Origin of the sequence: Rheinheimera sp. UJ63 (genome assembly GCF_021568285.1) — a bacterium.
GTDB lineage: Bacteria > Pseudomonadota > Gammaproteobacteria > Enterobacterales > Alteromonadaceae > Alishewanella > Alishewanella maricola.
The window spans coordinates 889,380-914,469 of the sequence record NZ_JAKGTQ010000002.1 but is presented as its reverse complement, the minus strand read 5'-3'; the positions used below and the strand labels follow the sequence as shown (position 1 = coordinate 914,469).

Below are 25,090 nucleotides of genomic sequence, written 5' to 3'. Positions count from 1 at the left end.
GGTGGCAATAGCGCTGTGGAACCACCTGACTCCATTCCGAACTCAGAAGTGAAACGCAGCTGCGACGATGGTAGTGTGGCATTCGCCATGCGAGAGTAGTACACCGCCAGGCACCTCATTCAATAGAAAAGCCCTACTCGCATGAGTGGGGCTTTTTTATTGACTAAAATACCTTGGGCGGTGCACTGCTCGAGCAGGGCGACACCATGCGACAAAAACGTCTGGAACGTTTTTGGACAGCTTTAGCTGGCCGCGCAGCGGCGAACCCCAGGGAAGGGGTGAGCAAAGTAGTACACCGCACACTCACGCATACCGCGCACCGTCCATGGCGCGCCTTGCCGGCTCGGCCATCCCAGGGCCTCGCTTTCGACGCTGAAATAGCTGCATGTCTTCGCTATTTCCGGGCGCGTCTCAACCACAGCCCCTTCGGGGTGTGGCATTGCTCGCCCCCTCCATGGGGCTCGTCCCTACGGGACCTGCCTGCGGCAGTCCAAATTCGTTCCTGACGAATTTGTCGCCATGCTATGTCTTACTTAAGGATCGAAATAGGTACCCAGGGCTGTGCGCGCTAGTTGTTGCGGGTACTGAGGTACACAGCTAGATTATATTTGAAGTAGTACTTCACCATCATGCTCAAAACTCAAAACTCAAAACTCAAAACTCAAAACTCAAAACTCAAAACTCAAAACTCAAAACTCACTTCGTCTATACCCTTCCATCATAACGTCTGTTCAGCACTGCCCAGTCTCTAGGTTCACTCTAATCACGCGTGCAGTACCACTGACAAAACGCTTCCAAGCATTGCCACAGCATTAACAATGGCTTTCTTATAAAATTTAAGAGATAAAACCGTGCTTTTATGAGGTTAAAAGCATTTCACTAGCAAGTCAATGGTTGTTGCTGCACGAGGTATGGCTTGAGTTGTGGCTAGCTGTTGTAAAAAGCATCCGTTAATTCGCATTAGCGTGTTCTTGCAGTGGTAAATATTGTTTGCTGCATGGTTAGTTCACTATTTTAAACAACAAAAAACCCACTTAAAAGTGGGCTTTTTATAGGAAACGATTAATTACATTTTTGGCATGACAACAGTGTCTAATACGTGGATCACGCCATTGCTTGTTTTAATGTCTGTAGCAATCACTTGCGCGCCGTTGACATAAACTTTGCCATCTTTTACTTCAATGGCTAAATCTTGACCCTGTACAGTTGTTGCTTTAGTCAGTTTTACGACATCTGCAGCCATCACTTTGCCAGCGACTACGTGGTAAGTTAAAACGCTAGTTAGCGCTTCTTTATTTGCGACTAACGCATTTAAATCTGCAGCTGGGATTTTGGCAAATGCGGCATCATTTGGTGCGAAAACAGTAAATGGGCCTTCACTTTTTAATGTATCTACAAGGTCAGCCGCTTTTACTGCGGTGACTAAGGTGGTGAAATTGCCAGCAGCAACGGCAGTATCAACGATATCTGCTTTCATGCCATGGTTGTGCGCTTGTGCGACAAAAAATAATGATGTTGCTAATAATGAACCGGTGATAATACGTGAGAGTTTCATAATTTTTCCTTTTAGCTTTAGGTTAGACATAAAAGTCGCAATAGAAACGCTGTAGATCGTTGCAGGGATCAGATTTATATTTTTTAATTTTGGTGAAACCAGATGTTAACTAATGACGTAGCTGGCAGCATTAATGCAAACATAACTGAGATTATGCCCTTTTTTTGCTGCAATTTTGCTTTAAATATCGCCAAAGTGAGTCTTGTGCAACGTGTTTTATGAATTGATCCCTTTGCTATGTCGGTACGAGTTGACTAGTAATTGCCAGTCAAATAGTTGCATACTATTGTCGAATGATCACCAATATGGCTATAACAATGTTTATGCAAGTTTGTCGCGCAGCAAGAACTTTATGGGTTGTTTTGATGTTACAAATCGTGGGATGTAGTCAAGTCAGCACATACCCGCTGGACCCGCTGCAACAGCAACGTTTGGCACAAGCCAATTTGCAATATAAAAGTTTAATTGCGGATATAGAACAAAGCCCTGATCCCGCTAGATTAGCCACGTTACGTAAGCATTATATAAGTACTTCGTTTTACCAGCCTCATACCATGACGGAACGCGTATTATCGACAGCCATGTTTGATGCTATCAAACAGCAGCAATGGCAAGATTGCTTGTTACAAAGTGACAAAATTTTAAAAACAAACTATATCAGCCTCAATGGTCATTACGGTGCCATGCTTTGTCATTTGGAAAGTCAGCAGCAACCACAAGGTGAATATCATCAAGAGGTGTTAGACAGCTTAATGGCGGCTATCTGGCAAAGTGGCGATGGTAAAAGTACTGCTTCAGCTTTTCAAGCTACCAGTACAACTGAGTTGTATACTTTTATCCAAATGCATGGTCTTGATATTCAAGCACAAGCGTTGCTTTGGCAGGATGACACGCCTTATGACGTTATGACGATTGTGAATCCAAGAGATGGTACTGAGTTTGTTTGGTATTTTGATATCAGTGCACAAATGTTGCGTAGCAAGTCAACGGCAGGGCTATGATGCAAGATCGTAATTTACGTAACTTTTATATCCCCGAAGAGCAGTCTATTTACCTGTTAAATGCCAATGATGCGAAAAAGCTGAAAGACTGGGTGGCGCTTTGTATTGATGAGTTAGAGAAACTGGGATACCAACAAATTAGTTTACTGGGTAAGGGCGCTTATGGCTTTGCCTTTGCCGGTTTTGGTATTGATGAGCATCCTTATGTTTTTAAATTTTCACGGATCAATTTGCCGCAGCATATTCAAGAACGTTTAGCGGATGAAGCCTTTATGCTATCGCAGGTCGATCATCCTGCAGTGCCGCCTTTTGTCACTTATCAGGTAATTAAAAAGCAGGGGATCTTAATGATGGGGCGGGCTCCCGGCATCGATCTGGAGCAATATAGCTTATTACATGGGCGCTTACCGGTAAAACTCATCATTTCTATTGCCGGACAGTTAGCCGATTTACTCTGGCATTTACGACGTAATCAAAAAGACGGTGAAGCCTTACCAATTGTCCATGGCGATGTTAAACCGTCTAATTTGGTGTTTGATGAGGAAAGTGGCCTCGTAAGCTTAATTGATTGGGGATCATCCGTTTTTGCACAACTTGATCATGAAGGACATTACTTATCCAATAATGTCATGCAACTGATGTCGGCAGACTTACAGAATTCGAATGCTAGAATGGGAGATGTATATTTCACTGGGCCTGAGCAACGTGCGGGGCAGTTATCTAGCCCGCGTTTTGATGAGCAAGGTGTTGCCAGCACGCTATATGCCTTAGCATCCGGCCAACCTAGCCGTTTTGGTCGTAAAGTGATTCCGGCTAGAAGTCTTGGTTTACCGCTCGAATTTGCCACTATGCTCGATGGTATGTTGTCCGACGATTTAACGTTGCGTGAACAGGCGGGGGACTATTTTTTGCAGCATATGGCCCGGTTGCAGCGCTTAGTGTTACCAGAGCTGCCATTGTTTAATGATGATCCTTTGTTACCGGTGTGGGTAAGCGATCAACAACGTGAACTAGACACGGTGGTTTACTCTTCACGTAAATCGTTTTTGCGGGAGCACAATGAAGATAAGGATATTGGCTATGTGGATGATGTGCAACTCGAGCGATATTATAAAAATTATTTAGAAGGTATGGGCGAGACAGAAAAAGCCTTTATAGCGGCAGTTAGCCGTTTAGCCCGTTATCCGGTGGTAGGCGGTATTGCGATTCACTGGCAAGCTAATGGGGTTTATATCGATTGTAGCTTAAACTTGTACAATGATAAGTTGGCGCGAGCCTTTGCATTAGCTGTTAATAATGTGGTGACTTTAGCACGTGCGATCAGCAAGGTCGGTATCTTCAAAGCGTGTTTATTTAATGCCCGCAACACCATTCATATTAGTCGTGAGTCGACACAGCTGCCTTTTATTCCGGCGGAGGATAGCGTCATTCCTTATCAATTAGCCCCGGTGATCAGTTTAGAAGAGGCCAGCAAGCAACATTCTTACTTTGAAGATGGTAAAGATCCGGATGAGCAATTGGTGTTGCCTGATGCGATTATGGATGATATTGCTCGGCTTAACTTAATTCGACATACCGGTTGTATTATCTTTGAGGTGGCGCCACTTTATATGAAAGTGCATAGCTATTACCGCTTACTCGATCCTACCGCTGAACGCGAGTTTAATGCCTTACTGCAAAGTATTTTAAGTAAAGTTGCTTTAATCAGTGGTGAAGGCGTCGGTGGCTTTATGAAGTTGCCTTACAAAGATACGCGTCGCTTTAGCCATCAACCACAAGCGCCACAATGCTTGTATCCGGCAAATCCATATAGTTTTGTCGTTTAATACGGCAAGGCTGTTGAAATAAGCAGCAAACCAAGCTTTCTGCGCTGAATGTCGCGCTCTGGCTGCGTGGTTTAAGCTAAAAAAGGTTTAAATTAACGCTTAAAACAAGTAATGTATGGCCTTTAGTGTAACCTGAATTTGATAAGAAGTATGTCGAGCGAGAAAAGCGCCAATTACCGTTTATTGCTAGAGCAAGCACGTGGCTTGTTAGAGCACGAATCTGATTTGATCGCCAATATGGCTAATCTCAGTGCCTTGTTGTTTAATGGCTTACCCGATCTCAATTGGGCAGGCTTTTATATTATGCGCGAAGGTGAATTAGTTTTAGGCCCGTTTCAAGGGCAAGTGGCTTGTGTGCGCATTGCCGTGGGTAAAGGTGTTTGTGGAACCTGTGTGGCCACAGGCGCTATTCAACGGGTGGCAGATGTCCACGAGTTCCCGGGGCATATCGCTTGTGATGCTGCCAGTAATTCAGAAATTGTCTTACCCGTGCGGCACAACGGTAGCGTGATTGCGGTACTCGATATTGATAGCCCTTTACTAAACCGCTTTGATGACATTGATGAAGATTATCTGGGTCAGTTAGTCGACATTTTTGAACAACGTTTGGCTCAGGTTTAATGAAAGATTTATTATCTGTGCAGGATTATTTACTGCAAGTTGATGAAGTCGGTGACTGGGATGGCGAAGAAGAGCTAGTAGCAGATAAGTTTAATGCTATTGCACACGCTGTCTGGGATGCTTTACCCGACACCCTAACATCAGTAGAAATAGCGTTTTTGATGCCGCAATTGTGGGAACAATTGCGCGGAGACACTATTTTATTGGATGTAGATCAAGACGAGTTGGTTGGTTGGGCGCTATCTTTTGTCCAACAACAAATAGATGAAGGCATAGCAGAACTGCTTGCTGAACAAGATGATGAAGAAGAGTGAATCCTGAATGACAAATCCCCCTGCTGAGCTAGTTGAAGCAACAGACCTACCTACTGCCGAACATGCAAAACTGGCCAATGTGAAAGATGTACTGGCGTATTTAGTCAGTGAATTCCCATTGTGTTTCGCTGCTGATCAACAAGTTAAACCTCTGAAAGTAGGTATTTTTCAGGATTTAGCTGCACGGCTTGCTGCAGATAGCCCAGTGAGTAAAACCCAATTACGTCAAGCGTTAAGAGTTTATACCTTAAGCTGGCGTTACCTTGAATCTGTAAAAGAAGGCGTTAGTCGCGTTGACCTTGACGGTCAAGCTGCAGAGCGAATTGATGCACAACAAGCTGAGCATGCCGCAAAATTATTAGCTGAAAGTAAACAAAAAGCCGCTGAGAAGCGTAAAGCTAAAATGCAAGAGCAACGTGCTAAGCAAAACGTCGCCAAACCTGTTGCTGCCGGTGTTGATAAAAAAAGACCGAACAAAACGGCAGAACGCGCCTCTAAGGCTCAGAAGGTGCCAGCAAAAGCGACATCTGTAAAAGCCACAATTGACGTTGCGCCCGTTGCCGTCACGTTAACGACCGTTGAACCGACGCAGTTAGCGACAGGTGATAAAGTGCTTGTTAAATTAGGCTCGTCACCGATGCCCGCCACGATCACTGAAGTGAATTTACCGGATGTAACGGTGCAACTTGGTTCTGGCATGATCATCAAAACACGTCAGGATAGCTTGTACAAAGCTTGACGAATATAGAGAGTGTTATGAAGAAATTATCCCTGATAGCGGTTGGTTTATTTTTAGCTTTAGGCGTAACAGCAACAACACCTGAGCCACTCGACAGTAGTGCGCTACCGGTTATTAGCCAATCAGCTCAACATGCCACAGCGAGTAAGCGCATTGCAGCAACATTCACGCGATCGCATTATTTGCCTGTGCAATTAGATGATGCGTTGTCGGGACGAATTTTTGATCTCTATTTAAAAAACCTCGATTATTATCGAAATCACCTGATGGCGACCGATATTGCTCAGTTTGAGCAATATCGTAATCAATTTGATGATGGCATTAATCGTGGCAATTTAACGTTTGCTTTTGACATGTTTAATTTGGCGCAGCAGCGCCGTTTTGAACGCTTTGACTTTGCGTTAGCGCAGTTAGCGCAAGATTACGATTTTGCTGCCAACGATGAGTACGTTTACGATCGTGAAGACGCCGCTTGGCCAGCCGATTTAAATGAATTGAACGAGTTATGGCGGCAACGCGTCAAGTTTGATTTGTTAAATCTTAAACTTACCGGTAAGACCGTTGAGGAAGCAAAAGAGATCCTCACTAAGCGGTATAAAAACACGCAAAAACGCCTAGTTCAAACACAAAGCGAAGATGTGTTTCAAATTGTGATGAACTCTTTTGCCCGTGCTGTAGAAGCCCACACTTCATATTTATCACCTCGCAATGCTGAACGTTTCCAACAAGAAATGAACTTACAGCTAGAAGGTATTGGTGCGGTATTAAGAGCAGACGAGGATTACACCGTTATTCAAAGCTTAGTTCCCGGTGGTCCTGCTGACTTAACACAGAAAATTAAGCCAAAGGATCGTATTGTCGGTGTCGCACAGGAAGCGAAAGACTTTGTTGATGTCGTAGGCTGGCGGTTAGATGATGTGGTCGATCTGATCAAAGGGCCCAAAGGCAGTAAAGTACGTTTACAAGTATTGGGCGGCAGCGAAGCGAATAGCCAAACACAAGTAATTGAGATTGTTCGTGATAAAATTCGTTTAGAAGATCGAGCAGCCAAATTTGAAATACTGACCCCTAAATTAAGCGAGTTACAAAGCAAAATTGGTGTCATTAATATTCCTGGTTTTTACAACAATTTATCAGAAGATGTGAAAAAACTGCTGGTAGAAGCCAATGAGCAAAAAGTGGATGCGCTTATTATCGATTTACGTGGTAATGGCGGTGGTTCTTTACAAGAAGCGACATTATTAACCGGTTTATTTATTGATCGTGGCCCAGTGGTGCAAATCCGTTATGGTGATGGCAAAATTGGCTTAAATGGGGACAGCGATGGCGTATCTTATTACGACGGCGCCTTAACCGTTATGGTCGATCGTTATAGCGCTTCTGCTTCAGAAATTTTTGCCGCGGCGTTACAAGATTATGGCCGAGCTCTCATTATAGGTGAACAAACCTTTGGTAAAGGTACGGTGCAGCAGCATCGTGGTATTGGTCGCATCTACGATATGTTTGAGCAACAACTAGGTAGCGTGCAATACACTATGGCCAAGTTTTATCGGATCAATGGCGGCAGTACGCAACATAAAGGTGTGATCCCTGACATTACCTTCCCATCGCCGATAGATCCTGCGGAGTGGGGCGAAAGCAAAGAAGAATATGCCTTACCTTGGGATGCCATTGCGCCTGCGCAATATCAAGCGTCTACGGGTATTCAGCAACAAGTGCCGATTTTGCAGCAAAAACATCAACAGCGCTTAGCCAAAGAAACGGAGTTTCAGTATTTACTAACCGATATTGCCGAGTATCAGCAGCAAAAAGATGAGAAAAGTGTGTCGTTGAACAAAGCAGAGCGTATCGCCAAACGCGAAGCGGATGAAGCACGTGCGCTAGCACGTACTAATGAACGGTTAAAACGTTTAGCGTTACCGGCGGTCACCTCAGTAGATGATGCCCCAGAGTTATTATCGAAACTGGATCCCTTTTTAGAAGAGGCGGCGCATATTACTGTTGATTGGATACAGTTAAACCAAGTCGCTAAAAAATAAAACATGATTTAACCAAAGGCGGTTTTACCGCCTTTCTTTTATGTTACAAAAAAGACACCATAATAATTATAAAAGGGCCTTATAACGATGGCAGCGCCAAAATCCCCCAGTATGTTAGATGCGTTAATACCCATGGTGGTATTAATTACGTTACTTGGTTGTTCGGTTTACCTGTTTAAAGATGATTCCTCATACGGGCCCAATCAAATTGCGTTATTCATTGCCGCAGCAGTAGCGTCCTTAATTGGTTTGAAAAACGGTTACCATTGGCAAAGCATCGAACAAGCGATCGTCAAAGGCATCTCGGTGTCCTTAGCCGCGGTGTTGATCTTATTGGCGGTAGGCGCGTTAATTGGTACTTGGTTATTATCGGGCACGGTTCCCACTTTAATCTATTATGGTTTGCAGCTTTTAAATCCTTCTTGGTTTTATGCCGCCAGTTGCCTGTTGTGTGCCATCGTTGCCATGAGTATTGGCAGCAGTTGGACAACGGCCGCTACCATTGGTGTAGCCTTAATTGGTGTGGCGAGTGGGTTAGGGTTGTCACCCGCTATTGCGGCTGGTGCTATTGTGTCAGGTGCCTATTTTGGCGATAAAATTTCGCCATTAAGTGAAACCACTAACCTTGCTCCAGCGGTGGCTGGTGCCGATCTTTTCGAGCATATTCGGCATATGTTGTGGACGACTATTCCGAGTATTATTCTGGCGCTGTTCGGCTTTGTGATTATTGGTTTTAACAGCGATGTTTCTGCTGATTTCCAGCATATCACTGACATTAGCAACATCTTACAGCAACAATTTAATATCAGTTTATGGTCATTAGTGCCGTTATTTGTGCTGTTGGCCATGGCTATCAAAAAAGTCCCCGCATTTCCTACCGTCTTCATTGGTGCCTTGTTGGGCGGTGTGTGGGCGGTATTATTTCAAGATGATCTGCTTAGCCGTTTAGCATCGGATGATTTACCGCGCGCCGTGGCTGTTTTTAAAATCATTTGGCAAACCTTATTCGCCGGCTTCTCTATCTCTACCGGTAACGAAAGTATGGATGACTTACTCAGTGGCGGCGGTATGGCCAGTATGCTCAATACCATTTGGTTAATTTTTAGTGCTATGGTGTTTGGCGCGGTGGTTGAACACATCGGTTTGCTACGCAAATTTGTTGAAGCCATCTTAAAGTTAGCCCGCAGCAGTGGTTCATTGATTGTCAGTACCATGGGCACCTGTTTGGCGACCAATATTTTAACGGCAGATCAATATATTTCGATTGTGATGCCAGGGCGGATGTTTAAAGAAGAATATCAACGGCGTAATTTGGCCCCCGTAAATTTATCTCGAGCGCTTGAAGATGGCGGCACCATCACCAGCCCCTTGATCCCATGGAACACCTGCGGTGCTTATATGCACGGTGTATTAAATGTGAACCCACTGGATTACTTTATTTATGCGTTCTTTAATTTAATTAACCCAATATTGGCCGTGATTTATGCGTACATGGGCATAAAAATCCTAAAACTGACGCCTCCTAAGTCAGTAGCTGAACGCGTATTGGCAAATTAAATTCAGTAGTTTTACTATCTTCGCTGATGCTTAAACGCCTGAAGCTGATGATCTTAATGCTAACGTCTAGTCATGGCGATAAAGGCTTTGTTTTACCTACGCCATAATCTAGCCTCAGGCTGGTTTATGGTGTTAAGTAACATTTTATGAAATAAAGCGCAAAGCCGCCCGACTGAGTTAGCCGCATGAGATCTTGTTTAGGCTTTTTGTTATTGAACAGCGGCTTCAACACAGGATTTTTTATGAACGACACTTTACATCGTCAACCCAAACGGCTTGCTGATTATCAACCTCCTTGTTTTACTATTCGTACCATTGATTTAACCTTTGAACTGGCTGCCACGGCAACCCGGGTGACGTCTATATTGCGTTTTAAGCGTAATACGCCAGGTAACATGGTGTTGGATGGGCAACAATTAATTTTAGAGAGCATCACGTTAAACGGTGAAGCTTTAACTGCTGCCCAGTACCAACTTACCGCTGATAGCTTAACGTTAAGCAATGTCCCTGATCAGGGTGAGTTAGAAATTGTTACGCTAATTAATCCTGAGCAAAATACCGCTTTAGAGGGCTTATATTTAGCCGATGGTGTGTATTGCACCCAGTGCGAAGCAGAAGGTTTTCGGCGGATTACTTATTATCCCGATCGCCCTGATGTCCTAGCGATATTTAGCACCACCATTATCACCGATAATCAGGCATTGCCGTTTTTATTATCCAATGGCAATAAAATCAGTGAGCAAACTTTATCTGATGGTCGTCGTATTGTGCGTTGGGAAGATCCCTTTCCCAAACCCGCTTATTTATTTGCTTTAGTCGCGGGAGATTTTGATTGTCTTAGCGATAACTTTGTTACCGCCTCAGGGCGTTCAGTGCTGCTCGAGTGTTATGTGCAAAAGGGCGACTTACCACGAACTGAATTTGCTATGGCTTCACTAAAGCGCGCGATGCGCTGGGATGAAACACGCTTTGGTTTGGAATATGATTTAGATCGCTATATGGTCGTCGCTGTTGATTTTTTTAATATGGGCGCGATGGAAAATAAAGGCTTAAATGTTTTTAATAGTAAATTTGTTTTAGCGGATGCACAGTCAGCCACAGATTTAGATTATTTTAATATTGAATCTATTATTGGCCATGAATATTTTCATAACTGGACGGGCAATCGCGTGACCTGCCGTGATTGGTTTCAGTTAAGTTTGAAAGAAGGTTTAACGGTTTTTCGCGATCAAGAATTCAGTGCAGATATGGGCTCACCCACCCTCAATCGTATTGATGCCGTTAAAGTTATGCGCACCGCCCAGTTCGCCGAAGATGCCAGCCCAATGGCGCATCCGATCCGACCTGAGCAAGTGATCGAGATGAACAATTTCTATACGGTAACGGTGTACGACAAAGGCGCTGAAGTGATCCGCATGTTGCAAACCATTTTAGGTAAAACAGGCTTCAGTGCAGGTTTAAAGCTGTATTTGCAACGCCATGATGGCCAGGCTGTTACTTGCGATGATTTTGTTCAAGCAATGCAAGATGCCAGTGGTATTGATTTAACGCAGTTTCGGCGTTGGTATAATCAGGCCGGCACACCTGAGCTCACGGTAAAACAGCAATATGATGCAGCAAACCAGCAATTAATGTTAGATATTAGCCAATTTACTCCTGCCAGTGCTGAGCAAGCAGAAAAATTGCCTTTACTGATCCCGGTACGGATCGAATTGCTCTATCAAGATGGTACTCCCGCTCGGGCTGAGCTCTTACTACTGACTGAGCAGCAACAACAATTTCAATTATCCCAGATACCCCAACAACCGTTAGTGGTGTGGTTAGAAGATTTTTCAGCACCGGTAAAATTACATACCAGTTATCAAGCAACCGATTTATTAACGATTGCCAGCAGCGCCAGTAATGGTTTAGCGCGTTGGGATGCGATGCAACAATATTGGTCGTTATTAATTGCTGAAGCGATAAAACAGCAGCAAACACCCGTGTTATCAGCTGAATTAATCGCGGTATTTCGTGGCTGGTTGCAACAGCCGTTAGCCGATCTGGCTTTAACGGCGGAGCTATTAACCTTGCCTGATTTTGATACTTTAGCAGGGCAATATCATGAGATCCCGGTAACGGCCTTATTGCAAAGTCTTACCTTGCTGCAGCAGCAGATAGCGATAAGTTTACAGGCTGACTTTGCTGCTTGTTATCAGCAAATCACTCGCGAGCCTTATCAATACAGTGAACAGGCTGTAGCAAAGCGTGCCTTGAAGCGGCGCTGTTTAGGTTATTTAGCCCTGACTGCAGAGGGGGAAAACTGGGTGGCGCAGCATTATCATCAGGCTGATAATATGACCGATCGTTTAGCCGCGTTGCAATCGGCGCAGGCGGCCGCCTTGCCAAGCGCTGCGCAGTTGTTAGAGCAATTTGCACAACAGTATCATGCTAATGTCCAAGTTATGGATAAATATAGTAATTTGGTCGCCGTTACGCTAGGTGATGATGTTTTTAGTAAGATGCAGCAAGTTACCGAGCACAGTTGGTTTAGTTGGAAAAACCCAAATCGCATCCGCGCATTATACAGTGCCTTTTCACAGCGTAATCCACAACAATTCCATCGGGCAGATGGCAAGGGGTATCAGTTATTAGCCGATGTTGTCAGTAAATTAGATCCGGTCAATCCACAATTAGCCGCGCGTTTACTGACACCATTATTGTCTTGGCGACGTTATGATAAAGCACGTCAGCAGCAATTAATTGCCATGCTCTCGGCATTGTTGGCCCAGCCTGGCTTATCGGATGATGTCTTTGAAAAGGTCAGCAAAAGCTTGCCATGAATCGCCAGTACCTGTTCTCCGGTTTTGTTTCAACTGAGAAATGTCAGCAGTTTTACCGCGGTGAAATACGCTATGTTATTGTCACTGCGGACAGTGGCGAACGTATCCAATTGGCTTTTAAGCATTTTAAACCTTTTATTAGTCAATTGGGGATCCGAGGGCGATTTCGATTAACCTTGACCAACAACGGAGATTTCTTCAGCTTAGAGAAAATTAATTAGAGTAATAACTTCAAACGATAGCTTGCTAAATATTCTTAATTTGCTTTAGGTTATTTCTATTTTAATCAGTGGCTTAGTTGTTGCTACCTCTGGTCTGTCCTGATGGGTTAAACTGTGGTCTGACCAAATCAGCTGCGGTATTAGCTAAAAAACGAAAAAATGAATGTAAATCAATAGATTTACGCTGTGGCAAGCCTTGCTAACGCCCAAAAATGATGTAATTATTTTAGTGAAAGAGTCTGCTTGTGCTTCGGCAAAAGAAACAGATCATAACTAAAAGAACAGACCATAACCTGTTAGACAGGGGGGAGACAACAACATGTTAAAAAGTCCCAACCGCTTTGCAAAAAGCCCATTAGCCGCTGGCGTTACTGCTGCGCTGCTAATGCTTGCCTATGCACCCGCACAGGCAGCATCCTTTAGCTTAGGCGATGTTGATATCGTTTTCGATTCAACTTTCTCTTACGGTGCCAGCTGGCGTACTGAAGAACGCAACTGGGATACCATTGCGAAAGTAAACCATCCACGTTTTGATTGGACAGGCTACAACGCGGCCACTAACGTGATTTACCCCTCTGCTGATATCTGGGCTCAACCGGGTGCTTATTCAAGCAACGGTGATGCGGGTAATTTGAATTTCGATCGTGGTGATATGTTCAGTAGCTTATTTAAAGGCTTACACGAAGTTTCCATCACTAAAGATAACATCGGCTTTTTTGGCCGGTTTATGTATTTTTACGATACTGCACTGAACAACGGTAACTTTGCTTACAGCAATCCGTTAAGTGGTGCTCGTGTCGATCCATGTGCTGACGATCGCTCAAGCGAATTAGCCTGTAAAGATATTCGCTTATTAGATGCGTACATCTATGGCAACTTTTCTTTTAATGACGGTATGACGCCGGTGACGGTGCGTTTAGGTAATCAAGTACTGAGCTGGGGTGAAAGTACTTTCATTCCACACGGTATTAACATTACGCCTATTGATGTGGGCATTTTACGTGCACCGGGCGCCGATTTAAAAGAAGCCTTTATTCCGACCGGTATGTTTACCGTATCGGTAGGTTTAACTGAAAACCTGTCGACCGAAATGTTTTACCAATACGATTGGCAAGAAAGTTATTTACCGCCTCCAGGCACTTACTTTTCTACTAACGACTTTGCCGGTCGTGGTGGTTATGCACAAAACATTCAGTTAGGTTTCTCCGGTAACCCTGATATCGATCTGGCGTTCTTGCTACAAAACTTAAATGGTTTAGGTGCGGCGGTGGCCGCGGGTCAAGTCAGTGCAGCGCAAGCGGCGCAATTATACTTAGCCTATCCAACAAAAGTGGCATTACGTCCAGCCGGTTCTGCAGGAGAGCAAACCCCTGAGAATGGTGGTCAGTACGGTATTAAATTTGAATATTTCGCACCAAGTTTAGGTGATACCGAATTTGCACTGTATTACATGAACTACCATAGTCGGGTACCTGTTATTTCTGGGGTGGCTTCTAACTTTAGCTCGGCGGCTATTCAATCGGATATTGGTTACCTGGTACAAAATGCCGGTACCTTAGATGCCAGCAATGTACAAAATCTACAAGCGTTCTCAAAAGGTATTTTAGAATACCCTGAAGATATCAAATTGTATGGTTTTAGTTTTAACACCAACTTAGGCACCACCTCTGTAGCGGGTGAAGTTTCTTACCGTCAAGATGATCCATTACAAATTGACGACGTGGAAATTTTATACGCGGGTATGCCAGAGCAGTTAGCCAATGCAGGTTTACGTCCAGATTTAGCGGGTATTTCTCAGTTAGGTCGTGACATTGGCGTAAAAGCCACACCGGGTAACTATGCGCAAGGTTATATCCTGCGTGATACCGTACAAGCTCAAATGACTTTTACTCACTTGTTTGGCCCAATGTTAGGTGCTGATAACTTTACGATGTTGGCGGAAGTCGGTGGTGTCAGAATTAACAATATGCCAAGCCAAGACGTATTGCGTTTAAACGGCCCGAGCACCGATCGTAGCGGTGGCCCGTTAATTGGTGCCAATGGCGTGTCAGATGGTTTGCATACTGGCTTATCAAATGGTGCTGAAACGAACCCGTTCCCAACTGCATCAGCCTGGGGTTACCGGATCTTAGCGAAAGCCGATTACAATAACGTGTTTGCTGGTGTGAACTTATCACAACGTTTAGTGTTATCACATGACGTGAATGGTATTACACCTGATCCACTGTTTATGTTTGTAGAAGATCGTAAGTCGGCATCTTATGCCTTGTCTTTCGATTATTTGAGTAAATGGTCTGGTGAACTCAGTTACAACTGGTTCTGGGATGGTGTTGGTACGACAAACAACATTGCAGATCGCGATTTTATTTCATTCAACATTAAATACTCTATTTAAGGGACGAGCACGAATTATGAAAAAACTCACCCTGTTAGCTTCAGCTGTAGCGTTAGTGTTCAGCTGTAATGCACTGGCTAAATTACCGGCTGATCAAGTTGCCCGTTTAGGTCAAGATCTCACGCCAATTGGCGCAGAACGCGCGGGCAATGCCGATGGTTCTATTCCTGAATGGACTGGCGGTATTAAATCTGCTCCGGCGGGTTTTACCCCGGGTAATCACCATCCTAACCCGTTTGCTGATGACAAAGTGTTATTCACTATTAGCAAAGCGAATCTTGAGCAATATCGTCAGTTTTTAAGTCCTGGCCAAATTGCTTTATTTGATTTGTATCCTGATACGTTCAAAATGAACATCTACCCAACACGGCGTAGTGCGTCTTTTCCACAGTACTTTTATGATGCGACTAAGCAAATTGCTGGCAGTGCTGAGTTAGTGCAGGGTGGTAATGGTTTACGCAATGCGGCTATTGGTATCCCGTTCCCAGTGCCATCTAATGGTGTTGAGGCGGTTTGGAACCACATTGTACGTTACCGTGGTGTAGCCGCTTCACGTAATGGTGGCCAAGCTGCGCCAACGTCAAATGGTGCTTACACGATCATTGGTTTTGATGAAGAAATCATGTTCAAGTATTCGCATCCTGATGCGACGCCGGCTGCATTAGAAGCGGAAAACATCCTGTTCCGCTTTAAACAAAGCGTAAACTCACCTGCGCGTTTAGCGGGTACGGCTTTGTTAGTGCATGAAACCATGGACCAGGTGGCGACACCGCGTCAAGCATGGACTTACAACACCGGTCAGCGTCGTGTTCGTCGCGCACCAAACGTGGCTTATGATGCACCAGGTACCGCGTCAGATGGTCTGCGTACCACGGACGATTTCGATATGTTCAACGGTTCTCCAGATCGCTATGAGTGGACGTTAAAAGGCAAACAAGAAATGTTTATTGCCTACAACGATTACAAACTGCATAGCAACACCCTTAAATATGACGATATTTTACAAGCCGGTCATATTAATCCAGAACATGTGCGTTATGAAAAGCACCGTGTTTGGGTGGTTGAAGCAACCTTAAAAGAAGGTACCCGTCATGTTTATGGTAAGCGTGTGTTCTTTATTGATGAAGACAGCTGGCAGATCCATGTAGCGGATTTATATGACAACCGTGGTGATTTGTATCGCGTTGCTGTTGCTCATGGCTTGAACTACTACGAAGTGCCAACGCATTGGAGTACTTTAGAGGTTTATCACGATTTGAACTCTCGTCGTTATATCGCTATCGGTTTAGATAACGAAGACAAGATGTATGACTTCTCGGTAACCCTGTCTGATAACGACTTCACACCGGCTTCGCTGCGTCGTGAAGGTACTCGATAACACTTAGTTTGAAACAAGGCTGGCTCGTAGCCAGCCTTTTTTTTAACAAGACCAGTGTCATTCACTGCTATATTTTAATTAACTGACGCGCTAAGCAGAGTGAACTCAGCTCATGTATAACAAGATTTTTGCCGGATGTCTGGCCGCGATGTTCCTGGTTCAGTGTGCTGATGCACACGCCAGCGATGCAGACGAAAACACCGAAATGTCGCCTAAAACGGCTTATATGATGCCGTTGGCAAGCCAGTCGCTCTTAACGGACGTGGTTAAGGTCGGGCAGCAAGGTTTTGCTGCTGTGGGTCAACGCGGCCACATATTGCTGAGCAATGATGCCAAAAACTGGCAACAAGCTACTGTGCCTGTTCAATCATTACTTACCTCGGTCTATTTTACAGACGAGCAGTATGGCTGGGCGGTTGGGCACGACGCGACCATTTTACACACTCAAGATGGAGGCAAAAGCTGGCAATTGCAGCAATTCCTGCCGGAGCAGGATAAGCCGTTGATGGATGTTTATTTTTTCAATCGACAACAAGGCTTGGCCATTGGCGCATACGGTCTGTTTTTTACGACGTCTGATGGTGGCGTGTCTTGGCAACCGACCTTCCACAAAACTTTAGTTTCAGAAGACGATGCTGAATATTTAGCCGATTTAGAAGAAACCGATCCTGAAATGTATTTATTGGAACGTGAATCGGTATTGCCGCATTTTAATCGGTTAATTGTCAACGATCAGCAAATCATCATGGTGGGCGAAGCCGGTTTTATGGCCAAAAGTGACGATGCGGGTACCAGTTGGCAGCGTTTAGACGAATTTTACAATGGCTCCTTGTTTGCAGTGCATCGCACTGAACAGGGCAGCATCATTACTGCGGGTTTACGCGGTCACGTTTTTTTAAGTGAGGATGATGGCGACAGTTGGCAGCAAATTTATTTGCCGGTGTCTGCTACCCTCAACAGTCTTTTTGCTGACTCAGCAGGTCGACTGTTTATCACTGGTAATGCTGGCGCACTGCTGCGAAGCGAAGATAACGGTCAAAGTTTTCAAGATATGTCACAAGCCGATGGTCGCGCTATTTTAAATGGTGTCGCCCTAGGTGAGCAGTTGTTACTGGTCACTGAGGTAGGCATTAAATTAACACCATTAAGTAAGTCTGAATAATATGAGTATGAATTGGCTGGTAAATAAAATTGAAATTGGCTTGTTTCGGCATCGAGTGATCGTGATAGTGCTTTTTGCACTCACCACGTTATTGCTGTTGTTTAAAGCAACAGACATTAAATTGGATGCCGCTTTTAGTAAGAACATCCCCTTAAAGCATGAATACATGCAAACCTATCTGAAGCATGAAGCGGATTTTGGTGGTGCAAATAACATTCTGATCGCCATGTGCGATGCCAGTGGTGATATTTTCAATGCCAATTTTTTTGATAGCTTTCGCCGTGCCCACGATGATGTGGTGTATACACCCGGTATTGAGCGGGTATTAGTTAAATCTCTGTTCAGTCCCAGTACGCGTTTTATTGAAGTGGTAGAAGATGGTTTTGCTGGTGGCCCAGTGATCCCGGCTAATTTTACGGCCGACGCGCGCGGTCTTGCCAAAGTAAAAGAAAATACCGAAAAAGCCGGTGTGGTTGGCCGCATGGTTGCTGACGATTACAGCTGTGCCATGATCACCGCTTCGTTATTAGAGCTGGATCCCGAAACCAACTTACCCGTCGATACCATTGCTTTTGCTTCGACGTTAGAAAACGATATTCGTGCAAAATATCAATCTGAACAAATCAGCGTGCATATCATTGGTTTTGCCAAAATGGTGGGCGATGTTGCAGAGGGCGCTAAAGGGGTAGTGGCATTCTTTGGTATTGCCATTGTAATTACTTCCATCATGGTATTTTTGTTCTCCGGCTCGTTAATGCTAACGGTATTGCCCATTGCTTGTTCATTAATTGCGGTGGTTTGGCAAATTGGTTTATTAACGGTACTGGGTTTTGGTATCGATCCCATGTCGATACTGGTACCGTTTTTAGTGTTTGCCATTGGTGTCAGCCATGGTGTGCAAATGATTAACTCCACCGGTAAACGGGTTGCTAGCGGCATGAATGCAAAAACGGCCGCCCAAGCCAGCTTCCGTAAACTGTTAGTGCCAGGCGGTGTCGCACTGTTATCGGATACGGTGGGTTTCTTAACGCTATTAATTATCGAAATTGGCGTGATCCGCGAGCTGGCAATTACTGCCAGTTTAGGTGTTGCCGTGATCATTCTGACTAACTTGGTGTTGTTACCGGTGTTAATGTCGTTTGTGCGCTTTAGCGACAAGTACAAGCAAAAAGTGGCCGCGCCTAATTTGCGAGCGGAAAAGGTATGGATGGCCTTATCGGCCTTCGCAACTCGGCCTTATGCAACGGTCATTTTACTCGCTACGGCCTTGTTGTTTGCTTATGGCCATTGGCAAAGCCAGCAGTTAAAAATCGGTGATCTGCATGCCGGTGCCCCGGCTCTGCATGAAGACTCTCGTTACAACCAAGATACCTTTATGATCACCGACCGTTTTGCGATTTCGGTGGATTATATCAACGTGATGGTTGAAACCATTCCAAGTGCTTGTACTCACCATGAAATAATGGATCGGATCGATCAATTTCACTGGTTAATGGAAAACGTACCCGGAGTGCAGTCAGCCGTTTCTTTGCCGTCGGTATCAAAAGTGATTAACGCAGCCTACAACGAAGGTAATGCGAAATGGCGCGTTCTACCCCGTAACACACAAAGCTTGGTGCAAGCCTCTTCACGCGTCGAAACCAGCACGGGTTTACTTAACGCCGATTGTTCGGTGATGCCAGTGATGTTGTTTTTAGAAGATCACAAAGCTGAAACCATCGAGCGTGTTGTTGCTGCGGTGAAGCAATACGGTGCGGAATTAGGTGATGAGCAAACGCGGTTTGCTTTGGCGACAGGCCCTGCAGGGGTGATGGCTGCCACCAACGAGGCGGTGAGCGATGCGCAACAACCGATGATGTGGTATGTCTATGCTGCGGTCATCGTGTTGTGTTTACTGAGTTTCCGTTCTGTTCGGGCAACGGCTGCCGTGATTATCCCGCTGTATGTCGTATCGGTGTTAGCGACCGCGTTAATGACGAAACTGGAAATCGGTTTAACCGTATCGACGTTGCCAGTGATTGCGCTGGGTGTGGGTATTGGTGTTGATTACGGCATTTATATTTTATCAACAATGAGTCAGCAGTTGCGTGAAGGTATGCCATTACGCCAAGCTTATTTTGAAGCCTTAAAAGAGCGGGGCAGCGCAGTCTTGTTTACGGGTATCACCTTAGCGATTGGCGTAAGCACCTGGGTGTTTTCAGCACTGAAGTTCCAAGTGGATATGGGGATCCTGTTAACCTTCATGTTTATTGTCAATATGCTCGGCGCTATTGTGGTTTTACCCGCACTGGCGAGCTTCTTTTGGCGCAAAAACTAAGCGATTGCGCTTAACGCGTTTTGACATATTTATGCAGTGATGCAACGAGAAAATGGCCGTAAGGCCATTTTCTATTTAGGGTGCTTGAATAATCAGCCAAATCTTCAGGCTAAACACTGGTTTAACCAGCATAAAAGCCAGAAATATCGCTTCAAAAGCGCTACAATAATTACTACACTGCACCTGCACCATCCCTTATAATTTTGTGGATCATGCGACCTCGCAGTGATTGATAAAAGGATGTAATAATAATGACCAAGTTAGACAGTCTACCCTCAGTGTTACTACAAAACGTCAGCAAGCTCATCAAACAAAAAGTAAAAGAGCAAGTAACGTTAGTCGAAAAGTTCGCTTTAACCCTCTACGGAAATATGTCAAATGAAGATTTAGTCGGTCGTAATGACAGTGATCTCTATGGTGCTGCCCTCAGTTTATGGCAAACATTAAATCAGCATGCCGATGCTGCCGCGCGGATCCGGGTGTTTAACCCTGAACTGGCTCGCCATGGTTGGGAATCTAAGCACACTATTGTTGAGTTAGTTGTGCAAGATATGCCATTTTTAGTTGATTCGGTGCGAATGGCGTTAACCCGTCATGGGATTACCGCGCACTTGTTATTGCACAACCCGCTGCAAACTAAGCGTGAGAAAGACGGCACCATAACCGATTTTTCAAAATTAGGTCGTTTAACCGATCCCACCACACAGCAAACCGTGTTTCATATTGAAATTGACCGGATGACGGATGCTAGCGCTATCGACGCGTTAAAAGCCGAGTTGTTGTCTGTGATGGAAGATGTGTCTTTAGCGGTACAAGATTGGCAACCGGCTAAGCAAAAATTAGAAGCGGTGATTGCGGCATTACCTAAGCATGCGGGTAAAGCCAGCAAAGAAGATATTGCTGAAACTACGGCGTTTTTAAATTGGTTAGTGAAAGATAACTTCACTTTATTGGGTTATCGCGCTTATGACATTAATCCGGTAAAGGGCGATTACCAAATTGTTGCCCATAAAGACAGTGCGCTCGGCTTAATGCGTCGCTCTGAACCACGTGATTTGATGTTATCCGAATTACCCGAGCGTGGCCGTGTGCAAGCGTTAAATAGCTCGTTGCTGGTACTAACCAAAACCAACAATAAATCTCGAGTACATCGCCCAGCCTATATCGATTATATCGGTATCAAGCGCTTTGATAAGAATGGTAATGTGGTGGGTGAAGATCGCTTTATCGGTCTTTATTCATCCAGTTTGTACAACAACAGTGCAGCGGATATTCCATTACTGCAAAGTAAATTGCAACAAGTGATGACCCGTTCAGAATTCGCGGTGGGCACACATGCCTACAAAGCGTTATTGAATATTTTAGAAACGTATCCGCGTGATGAATTATTACAAGCGAACGTTGATGAATTATTAGATGTAAGCATGGGCGTACTGCAAATGCAGGAACGTGACATGACGCGTTTGTTTTTGCGTGCAGATACCTTTGGCCGCTTTGTTACGGCGATGGTTTATGTGCCGCGAGAGCGCTATAACACGCAATTACGTAAAGATACGCAAGCCTTACTGGCACAAGCTTTAGGATCGACTGAGCCGGTTGAGTTTACTACGTATTTCTCTGAATCTGTGTTGGCCCGCACCCATTATTTGGTGCGGATCAATGACCGCCAAGTTGAGTATAAAGTGAAAGAAATTGAACGTAACCTGGTTGAAGCCGCGCGTACTTGGGAAGATAAACTCGAAACAGCCTTAATTGGTGTTTATGGCGAAGCCAAAGGACGTGACCTTAGTCGTAAGTATTTACATGCCTTTCCACGTGCCTATAAAGAAGACATGTTACCGAATGATGCCCTGGTTGATATCGGTAAGTTAGAAGGCTTAAATGCTGAACATAAGCTGGAAATGTTGTTCTACCGGCCACAAGAAGAGAGCAAAGACAGCAAAGCAGTACGTTTAAACTTATTCCATAAAGATCATCCTATCCACTTATCTGACGTGTTACCGATGTTAGAGAACTTCGGTTTACGGGTTATTGGTGAAACGCCTTATGCGGTGAAGTGTCCGGATGGTTCTGTAAGTTGGATCTTAAACTTCGCTATGGAGTTAACAGGGGAGTTACCGGCCGACTTTGCTGCAGCACAACAAAGCTTTCAAGATTCTTTAACCAAAGTTTGGTTAGGGCAGTTAGAAGACGATGGTTTCAACCGCTTAATTTTAGGTGCAAGCATTACTGGCCGTGAAGCGTCAATTATTCGCGCGTACGCTAAATATAAACGGCAAATTGGTAGCACCTTCTCGCAAGCTTACGTTGAAAATACGTTCTCGCGCTATGCGGGTTTAGCCGGTTTATTGGTGCAGTTGTTCAGCATGAAGTTCGATCCAAAATCGAAAGCTACCGCTAAGTCGATTGAAAAGCTGGAAGAGCAAATTGCTGCGCAGTTAGAAAATGTCGCTAACTTGGATGATGATCGGATTATCCGCCGTTTCGTTGATATGATTAACGCGACCTTGCGTACCAACTATTATCAAAAAGCCGCTGATAACAGCGACAAGCCTTACATCTCGTTTAAGATAAAACCGGATCTGATCCCTGAAGTGCCATTGCCGTTACCGATGTTTGAAATTTTCGTTTATTCACCTCGGGTTGAAGGCGTGCATTTACGCTTTGGTAAGGTGGCGCGTGGTGGTCTGCGCTGGTCAGATCGACGCGAAGATTTCCGTACCGAAGTGCTTGGCTTGGTTAAAGCTCAGCAAGTTAAAAACACCGTTATTGTGCCGTCAGGTGCAAAAGGCGGTTTTGTATGTAAAAAACTACCGGAAACCGGCGGGCGTGAAGCCTTTATCAATGAAGGTAAAGATTGCTACCGCACCTTTATTCGTGGTTTGTTAGATATTACCGACAACATCGTGCAAGGCAGTATCGTACCCCCTACTGATGTTGTGCGTTTAGATGAAGATGATCCGTATCTCGTCGTCGCAGCAGATAAAGGCACGGCGACCTTCTCAGATATATCAAACGGTATTTCGGAAGAGTATTCCTTCTGGTTAGGTGATGCCTTCGCCTCAGGTGGCTCTAATGGCTACGATCACAAGAAGATGGGTATTACTGCTCGCGGCGGTTGGGAAGCGGTTAAACGCCACTTCCGTGAAATTGGCATCAATTGTCAAACGACCGATTTTACCTGTGTCGGTATCGGTGATATGGCCGGTGACGTATTTGGTAATGGTATGTTGTTGTCAAAACATATCCGCTTGCAAGTGGCATTTAACCACATGCATATCTTCGTTGACCCGAATCCTGATGCGGCAAGCTCGTTTAAAGAGCGTGAGCGTTTATTTAATCTGCCGACATCAACCTGGGATGACTATGACAAGTCATTGATTTCAGAAGGTGGTGCTATTTTCAGTCGCAGTGCGAAATCCATCAAACTTTCACCACAAATGAAAGAGATGTTAGGCACGAGCAAAGCGACCATGACACCGAATGAATTAATCCGTGAATGCTTAACCATGCCGGTTGATTTAATTTGGAACGGTGGTATCGGTACTTATCTGAAAGCGACGAATGAAAGCCATGCTGAAGTGGGCGATCGTGGCTCAGAAGCCCTGCGGGTGAATGGTCGTGATTTAAAAGCGAAGATCTTCGGTGAAGGGGGTAACTTAGGTGCGACGCAGCGTGGTCGTATCGAGTTTGCTAACAACGGTGGTCGTATCAACACCGACTTCGTTGATAACGTCGGTGGTGTAACCTGCTCTGATAACGAAGTGAATATCAAGATCCTCTTGAATGCGCTTGTCACGGGTGGCGATTTAACCATCAAACAACGTAATAAGTTGTTAAACGAAATGACGGATGATGTGGCGGCAATCGTGATTAAAGATTGTTACCGTCAAACGCAAAGCATTAGCTTGTCTTCATTACTTGGCTCTGAGCAAATTAAAGAGTACACGCGCTTTATCCATGCTTTAGAAAAAGACGGTAAGCTAAATCGTGAATTAGAATTCTTACCTTCTGATGATGATCTTGCCGATCGTATGGCTAAAGGCATGGGCTTAACGCGCCCAGAACTGGCTATCCTAACGGCCTATGGCAAGATGGTATTAAAAGAGCGTTTAGTCACGCCAGATATCTCGGATAATGCCTATTTCCAACAGTTACTCAGTGGCGCTTTCCCAAAAGTACTGCAAACAAAGTTTGCTGAGCAAATCAGCCAACACCCGTTAAAAGCCGAAATTATTGCCACTAAACTGGCGAATATGCTGGTTAATGAAATGGGGCCTAACTTTGTGCAACGTATGTTCGAAGAAACGGGCGCCTCAGTATCGGAAGTGGCCATTTGTTATGCTATCGTCCGTGAGTTGTTTGACGTGGGAAGCCATTGGAAACAATTAGAATTACTCGACAATAAAATTGCCGCAGATTTACAAAGCCGTGTGTTGTTCCAGTTACGTCGTACTATTCGCCGTGCCACGCGTTGGTTTGTGCGTCATCGTGACAAGTCGTTGGATATCAAACAAACGATTGCTTTCTTCCAGCCTGCTTATAATGATCTGGTTCGCGATTTGTCAAAATACGTGGCCGAGCGTGAAATGCAGGAATTATCGGAGAAGAGCAAGGTGTTAACTGAACAGGGTATTCCGGCTGAGATTGCCCGTTACCTAACGCAGTTAAGCACGGTATTCTCGGTAATGGATATTGCCCAAGTGGCGGATAATCAACAACTGCCATTAGCGATGGTGTCAGAAATTTACTTCAAACTGGGCGACAAGCTAGAGTTACATTGGTTCCTCGAGCAGATCACGCGTCAACCGGTTGCCAACCACTGGCAAGCGCTGGCACGTGCCTCTTATCGTGAAGAATTAGATTGGCAACAACGGGGTTTAACTGCGGTAGTGGTGAAAAACTGCGGTAATGCCTGTGATACCAATGAGATTATTGACCATTGGTTAGCTCAACACCATAGCTTAGTTGAGCGCTGGCGCTCCATGTTAGCCGAGTTTAAAACAACGCAAAGTCATGAATTTGCTAAATTCTCCGTGGCGATGCGCGAACTGATGTTGTTAAGTCAGTCAGTTTGATGCTGTTGTTTTAGTCGTAAAGTCATTACAATACCCCGGTTTTTCCGGGGTTTTTTATTGCAGGA

At 44.8% G+C, this 25,090-nt stretch carries 15 protein-coding genes and 1 rRNA gene; 15 read left to right on the top strand and 1 reads right to left on the bottom strand.

Annotated features, from left to right (window positions below):
• Positions 1 to 112: ribosomal RNA gene (gene rrf / locus L1N97_RS10140) — 5S ribosomal RNA — on the top strand; the annotation flags it as partial.
• 954 nt (positions 113 to 1,066) lie between these two features.
• On the opposite strand, the gene L1N97_RS10135 is transcribed toward rrf, so the two are convergent.
• A complete protein-coding gene (locus L1N97_RS10135) occupies positions 1,067 to 1,555 on the bottom strand; it encodes a fasciclin domain-containing protein (protein ID WP_236129705.1) in 489 nt (162 codons plus the stop codon).
• 305 nt (positions 1,556 to 1,860) lie between these two features.
• On the opposite strand from L1N97_RS10135, the gene L1N97_RS10130 reads away from it, so the two are divergent.
• From L1N97_RS10130 to L1N97_RS10065, 14 genes are all read left to right on the top strand, one after another.
• Positions 1,861 to 2,556, top strand: a complete 696-nt coding sequence (locus L1N97_RS10130; protein ID WP_236129704.1) for a DUF4919 domain-containing protein — start codon at positions 1,861 to 1,863, stop codon at positions 2,554 to 2,556.
• Positions 2,553 to 4,382, top strand: a complete 1,830-nt coding sequence (locus L1N97_RS10125; RefSeq protein WP_236129703.1) for a protein kinase domain-containing protein — start codon at positions 2,553 to 2,555, stop codon at positions 4,380 to 4,382. The genes L1N97_RS10130 and L1N97_RS10125 overlap by 4 nt, the downstream gene beginning before the upstream one ends.
• A gap of 150 nt (positions 4,383 to 4,532) precedes the next feature.
• On the top strand, positions 4,533 to 5,003 hold the full coding sequence (locus L1N97_RS10120) for a GAF domain-containing protein (protein WP_229585552.1): 471 nt from the start codon (positions 4,533 to 4,535) through the stop codon (positions 5,001 to 5,003).
• Positions 5,003 to 5,317 carry a hypothetical protein gene (locus tag L1N97_RS10115; protein WP_226751680.1) on the top strand — a complete coding sequence of 105 codons (315 nt, stop codon included), beginning with the start codon at positions 5,003 to 5,005 and terminating at the stop codon, positions 5,315 to 5,317. The genes L1N97_RS10120 and L1N97_RS10115 overlap by 1 nt, the downstream gene beginning before the upstream one ends.
• 7 nt (positions 5,318 to 5,324) lie before the next feature.
• Complete coding sequence (gene proQ, locus L1N97_RS10110) at positions 5,325 to 6,056, top strand: RNA chaperone ProQ (RefSeq protein ID WP_236129702.1); 732 nt, start codon at positions 5,325 to 5,327, stop codon at positions 6,054 to 6,056.
• A gap of 17 nt (positions 6,057 to 6,073) precedes the next feature.
• Positions 6,074 to 8,095 carry a carboxy terminal-processing peptidase gene (prc, locus tag L1N97_RS10105; protein ID WP_236129701.1) on the top strand — a complete coding sequence of 674 codons (2,022 nt, stop codon included), beginning with the start codon at positions 6,074 to 6,076 and terminating at the stop codon, positions 8,093 to 8,095.
• Positions 8,096 to 8,182: 87 nt separating this feature from the next.
• Entirely contained in the window at positions 8,183 to 9,652 is a 1,470-nt protein-coding gene (gene nhaC / locus L1N97_RS10100) for a Na+/H+ antiporter NhaC (protein WP_229585555.1), read from the top strand.
• Between the two features lie 242 nt (positions 9,653 to 9,894).
• The gene (gene pepN, locus L1N97_RS10095) at positions 9,895 to 12,474 is read left to right on the top strand and encodes an aminopeptidase N (protein ID WP_236129700.1); all 2,580 of its coding nucleotides are present in this window, start codon (positions 9,895 to 9,897) and stop codon (positions 12,472 to 12,474) included.
• The gene (locus tag L1N97_RS10090; protein ID WP_229585557.1) at positions 12,471 to 12,695 is read left to right on the top strand and encodes a DUF2835 family protein; all 225 of its coding nucleotides are present in this window, start codon (positions 12,471 to 12,473) and stop codon (positions 12,693 to 12,695) included. Before pepN ends, L1N97_RS10090 begins: the two co-directional genes overlap by 4 nt.
• Before the next feature lie 319 nt (positions 12,696 to 13,014).
• Positions 13,015 to 15,090, top strand: coding sequence for a DUF1302 domain-containing protein (locus L1N97_RS10085; protein ID WP_236129699.1), 2,076 nt, complete (start codon positions 13,015 to 13,017; stop codon positions 15,088 to 15,090).
• 16 nt (positions 15,091 to 15,106) lie between these two features.
• Positions 15,107 to 16,468, top strand: a complete 1,362-nt coding sequence (locus L1N97_RS10080) for a DUF1329 domain-containing protein (RefSeq protein WP_229585559.1) — start codon at positions 15,107 to 15,109, stop codon at positions 16,466 to 16,468.
• 148 nt (positions 16,469 to 16,616) lie between these two features.
• Positions 16,617 to 17,630 carry a WD40/YVTN/BNR-like repeat-containing protein gene (locus L1N97_RS10075; protein ID WP_236129698.1) on the top strand — a complete coding sequence of 338 codons (1,014 nt, stop codon included), beginning with the start codon at positions 16,617 to 16,619 and terminating at the stop codon, positions 17,628 to 17,630.
• Between the two features lies 1 nt (position 17,631).
• Positions 17,632 to 19,947, top strand: coding sequence for an efflux RND transporter permease subunit (locus L1N97_RS10070; protein WP_236129697.1), 2,316 nt, complete (start codon positions 17,632 to 17,634; stop codon positions 19,945 to 19,947).
• A 251-nt stretch (positions 19,948 to 20,198) separates the two neighbouring features.
• Positions 20,199 to 25,025, top strand: a complete 4,827-nt coding sequence (locus tag L1N97_RS10065; RefSeq protein WP_236129696.1) for an NAD-glutamate dehydrogenase — start codon at positions 20,199 to 20,201, stop codon at positions 25,023 to 25,025.
• The last annotated feature ends 65 nt before the right edge of the window (positions 25,026 to 25,090 follow it).

What these genes read in the sequence shown, in the direction of transcription:
- L1N97_RS10125 (WP_236129703.1), top strand. Translation starts at nt 2,553, where the DNA reads ATGATGCAAGATCGTAATTTACGTAACTTTTATATCCCCGAAGAGCAG.
- L1N97_RS10075 (WP_236129698.1), top strand. Translation starts at nt 16,617, where the DNA reads ATGTTCCTGGTTCAGTGTGCTGATGCACACGCCAGCGATGCAGACGAA.
- L1N97_RS10120 (WP_229585552.1), top strand. Translation starts at nt 4,533, where the DNA reads ATGTCGAGCGAGAAAAGCGCCAATTACCGTTTATTGCTAGAGCAAGCA.
- L1N97_RS10080 (WP_229585559.1), top strand. Translation starts at nt 15,107, where the DNA reads ATGAAAAAACTCACCCTGTTAGCTTCAGCTGTAGCGTTAGTGTTCAGC.
- L1N97_RS10130 (WP_236129704.1), top strand. Translation starts at nt 1,861, where the DNA reads ATGGCTATAACAATGTTTATGCAAGTTTGTCGCGCAGCAAGAACTTTA.
- L1N97_RS10135 (WP_236129705.1), bottom strand. Translation starts at nt 1,555, where the DNA reads ATGAAACTCTCACGTATTATCACCGGTTCATTATTAGCAACATCATTA.
- L1N97_RS10090 (WP_229585557.1), top strand. Translation starts at nt 12,471, where the DNA reads ATGAATCGCCAGTACCTGTTCTCCGGTTTTGTTTCAACTGAGAAATGT.
- proQ (WP_236129702.1), top strand. Translation starts at nt 5,325, where the DNA reads ATGACAAATCCCCCTGCTGAGCTAGTTGAAGCAACAGACCTACCTACT.
- pepN (WP_236129700.1), top strand. Translation starts at nt 9,895, where the DNA reads ATGAACGACACTTTACATCGTCAACCCAAACGGCTTGCTGATTATCAA.
- nhaC (WP_229585555.1), top strand. Translation starts at nt 8,183, where the DNA reads ATGGCAGCGCCAAAATCCCCCAGTATGTTAGATGCGTTAATACCCATG.
- L1N97_RS10070 (WP_236129697.1), top strand. Translation starts at nt 17,632, where the DNA reads ATGAGTATGAATTGGCTGGTAAATAAAATTGAAATTGGCTTGTTTCGG.
- L1N97_RS10115 (WP_226751680.1), top strand. Translation starts at nt 5,003, where the DNA reads ATGAAAGATTTATTATCTGTGCAGGATTATTTACTGCAAGTTGATGAA.
- L1N97_RS10085 (WP_236129699.1), top strand. Translation starts at nt 13,015, where the DNA reads ATGTTAAAAAGTCCCAACCGCTTTGCAAAAAGCCCATTAGCCGCTGGC.
- prc (WP_236129701.1), top strand. Translation starts at nt 6,074, where the DNA reads ATGAAGAAATTATCCCTGATAGCGGTTGGTTTATTTTTAGCTTTAGGC.
- L1N97_RS10065 (WP_236129696.1), top strand. Translation starts at nt 20,199, where the DNA reads ATGACCAAGTTAGACAGTCTACCCTCAGTGTTACTACAAAACGTCAGC.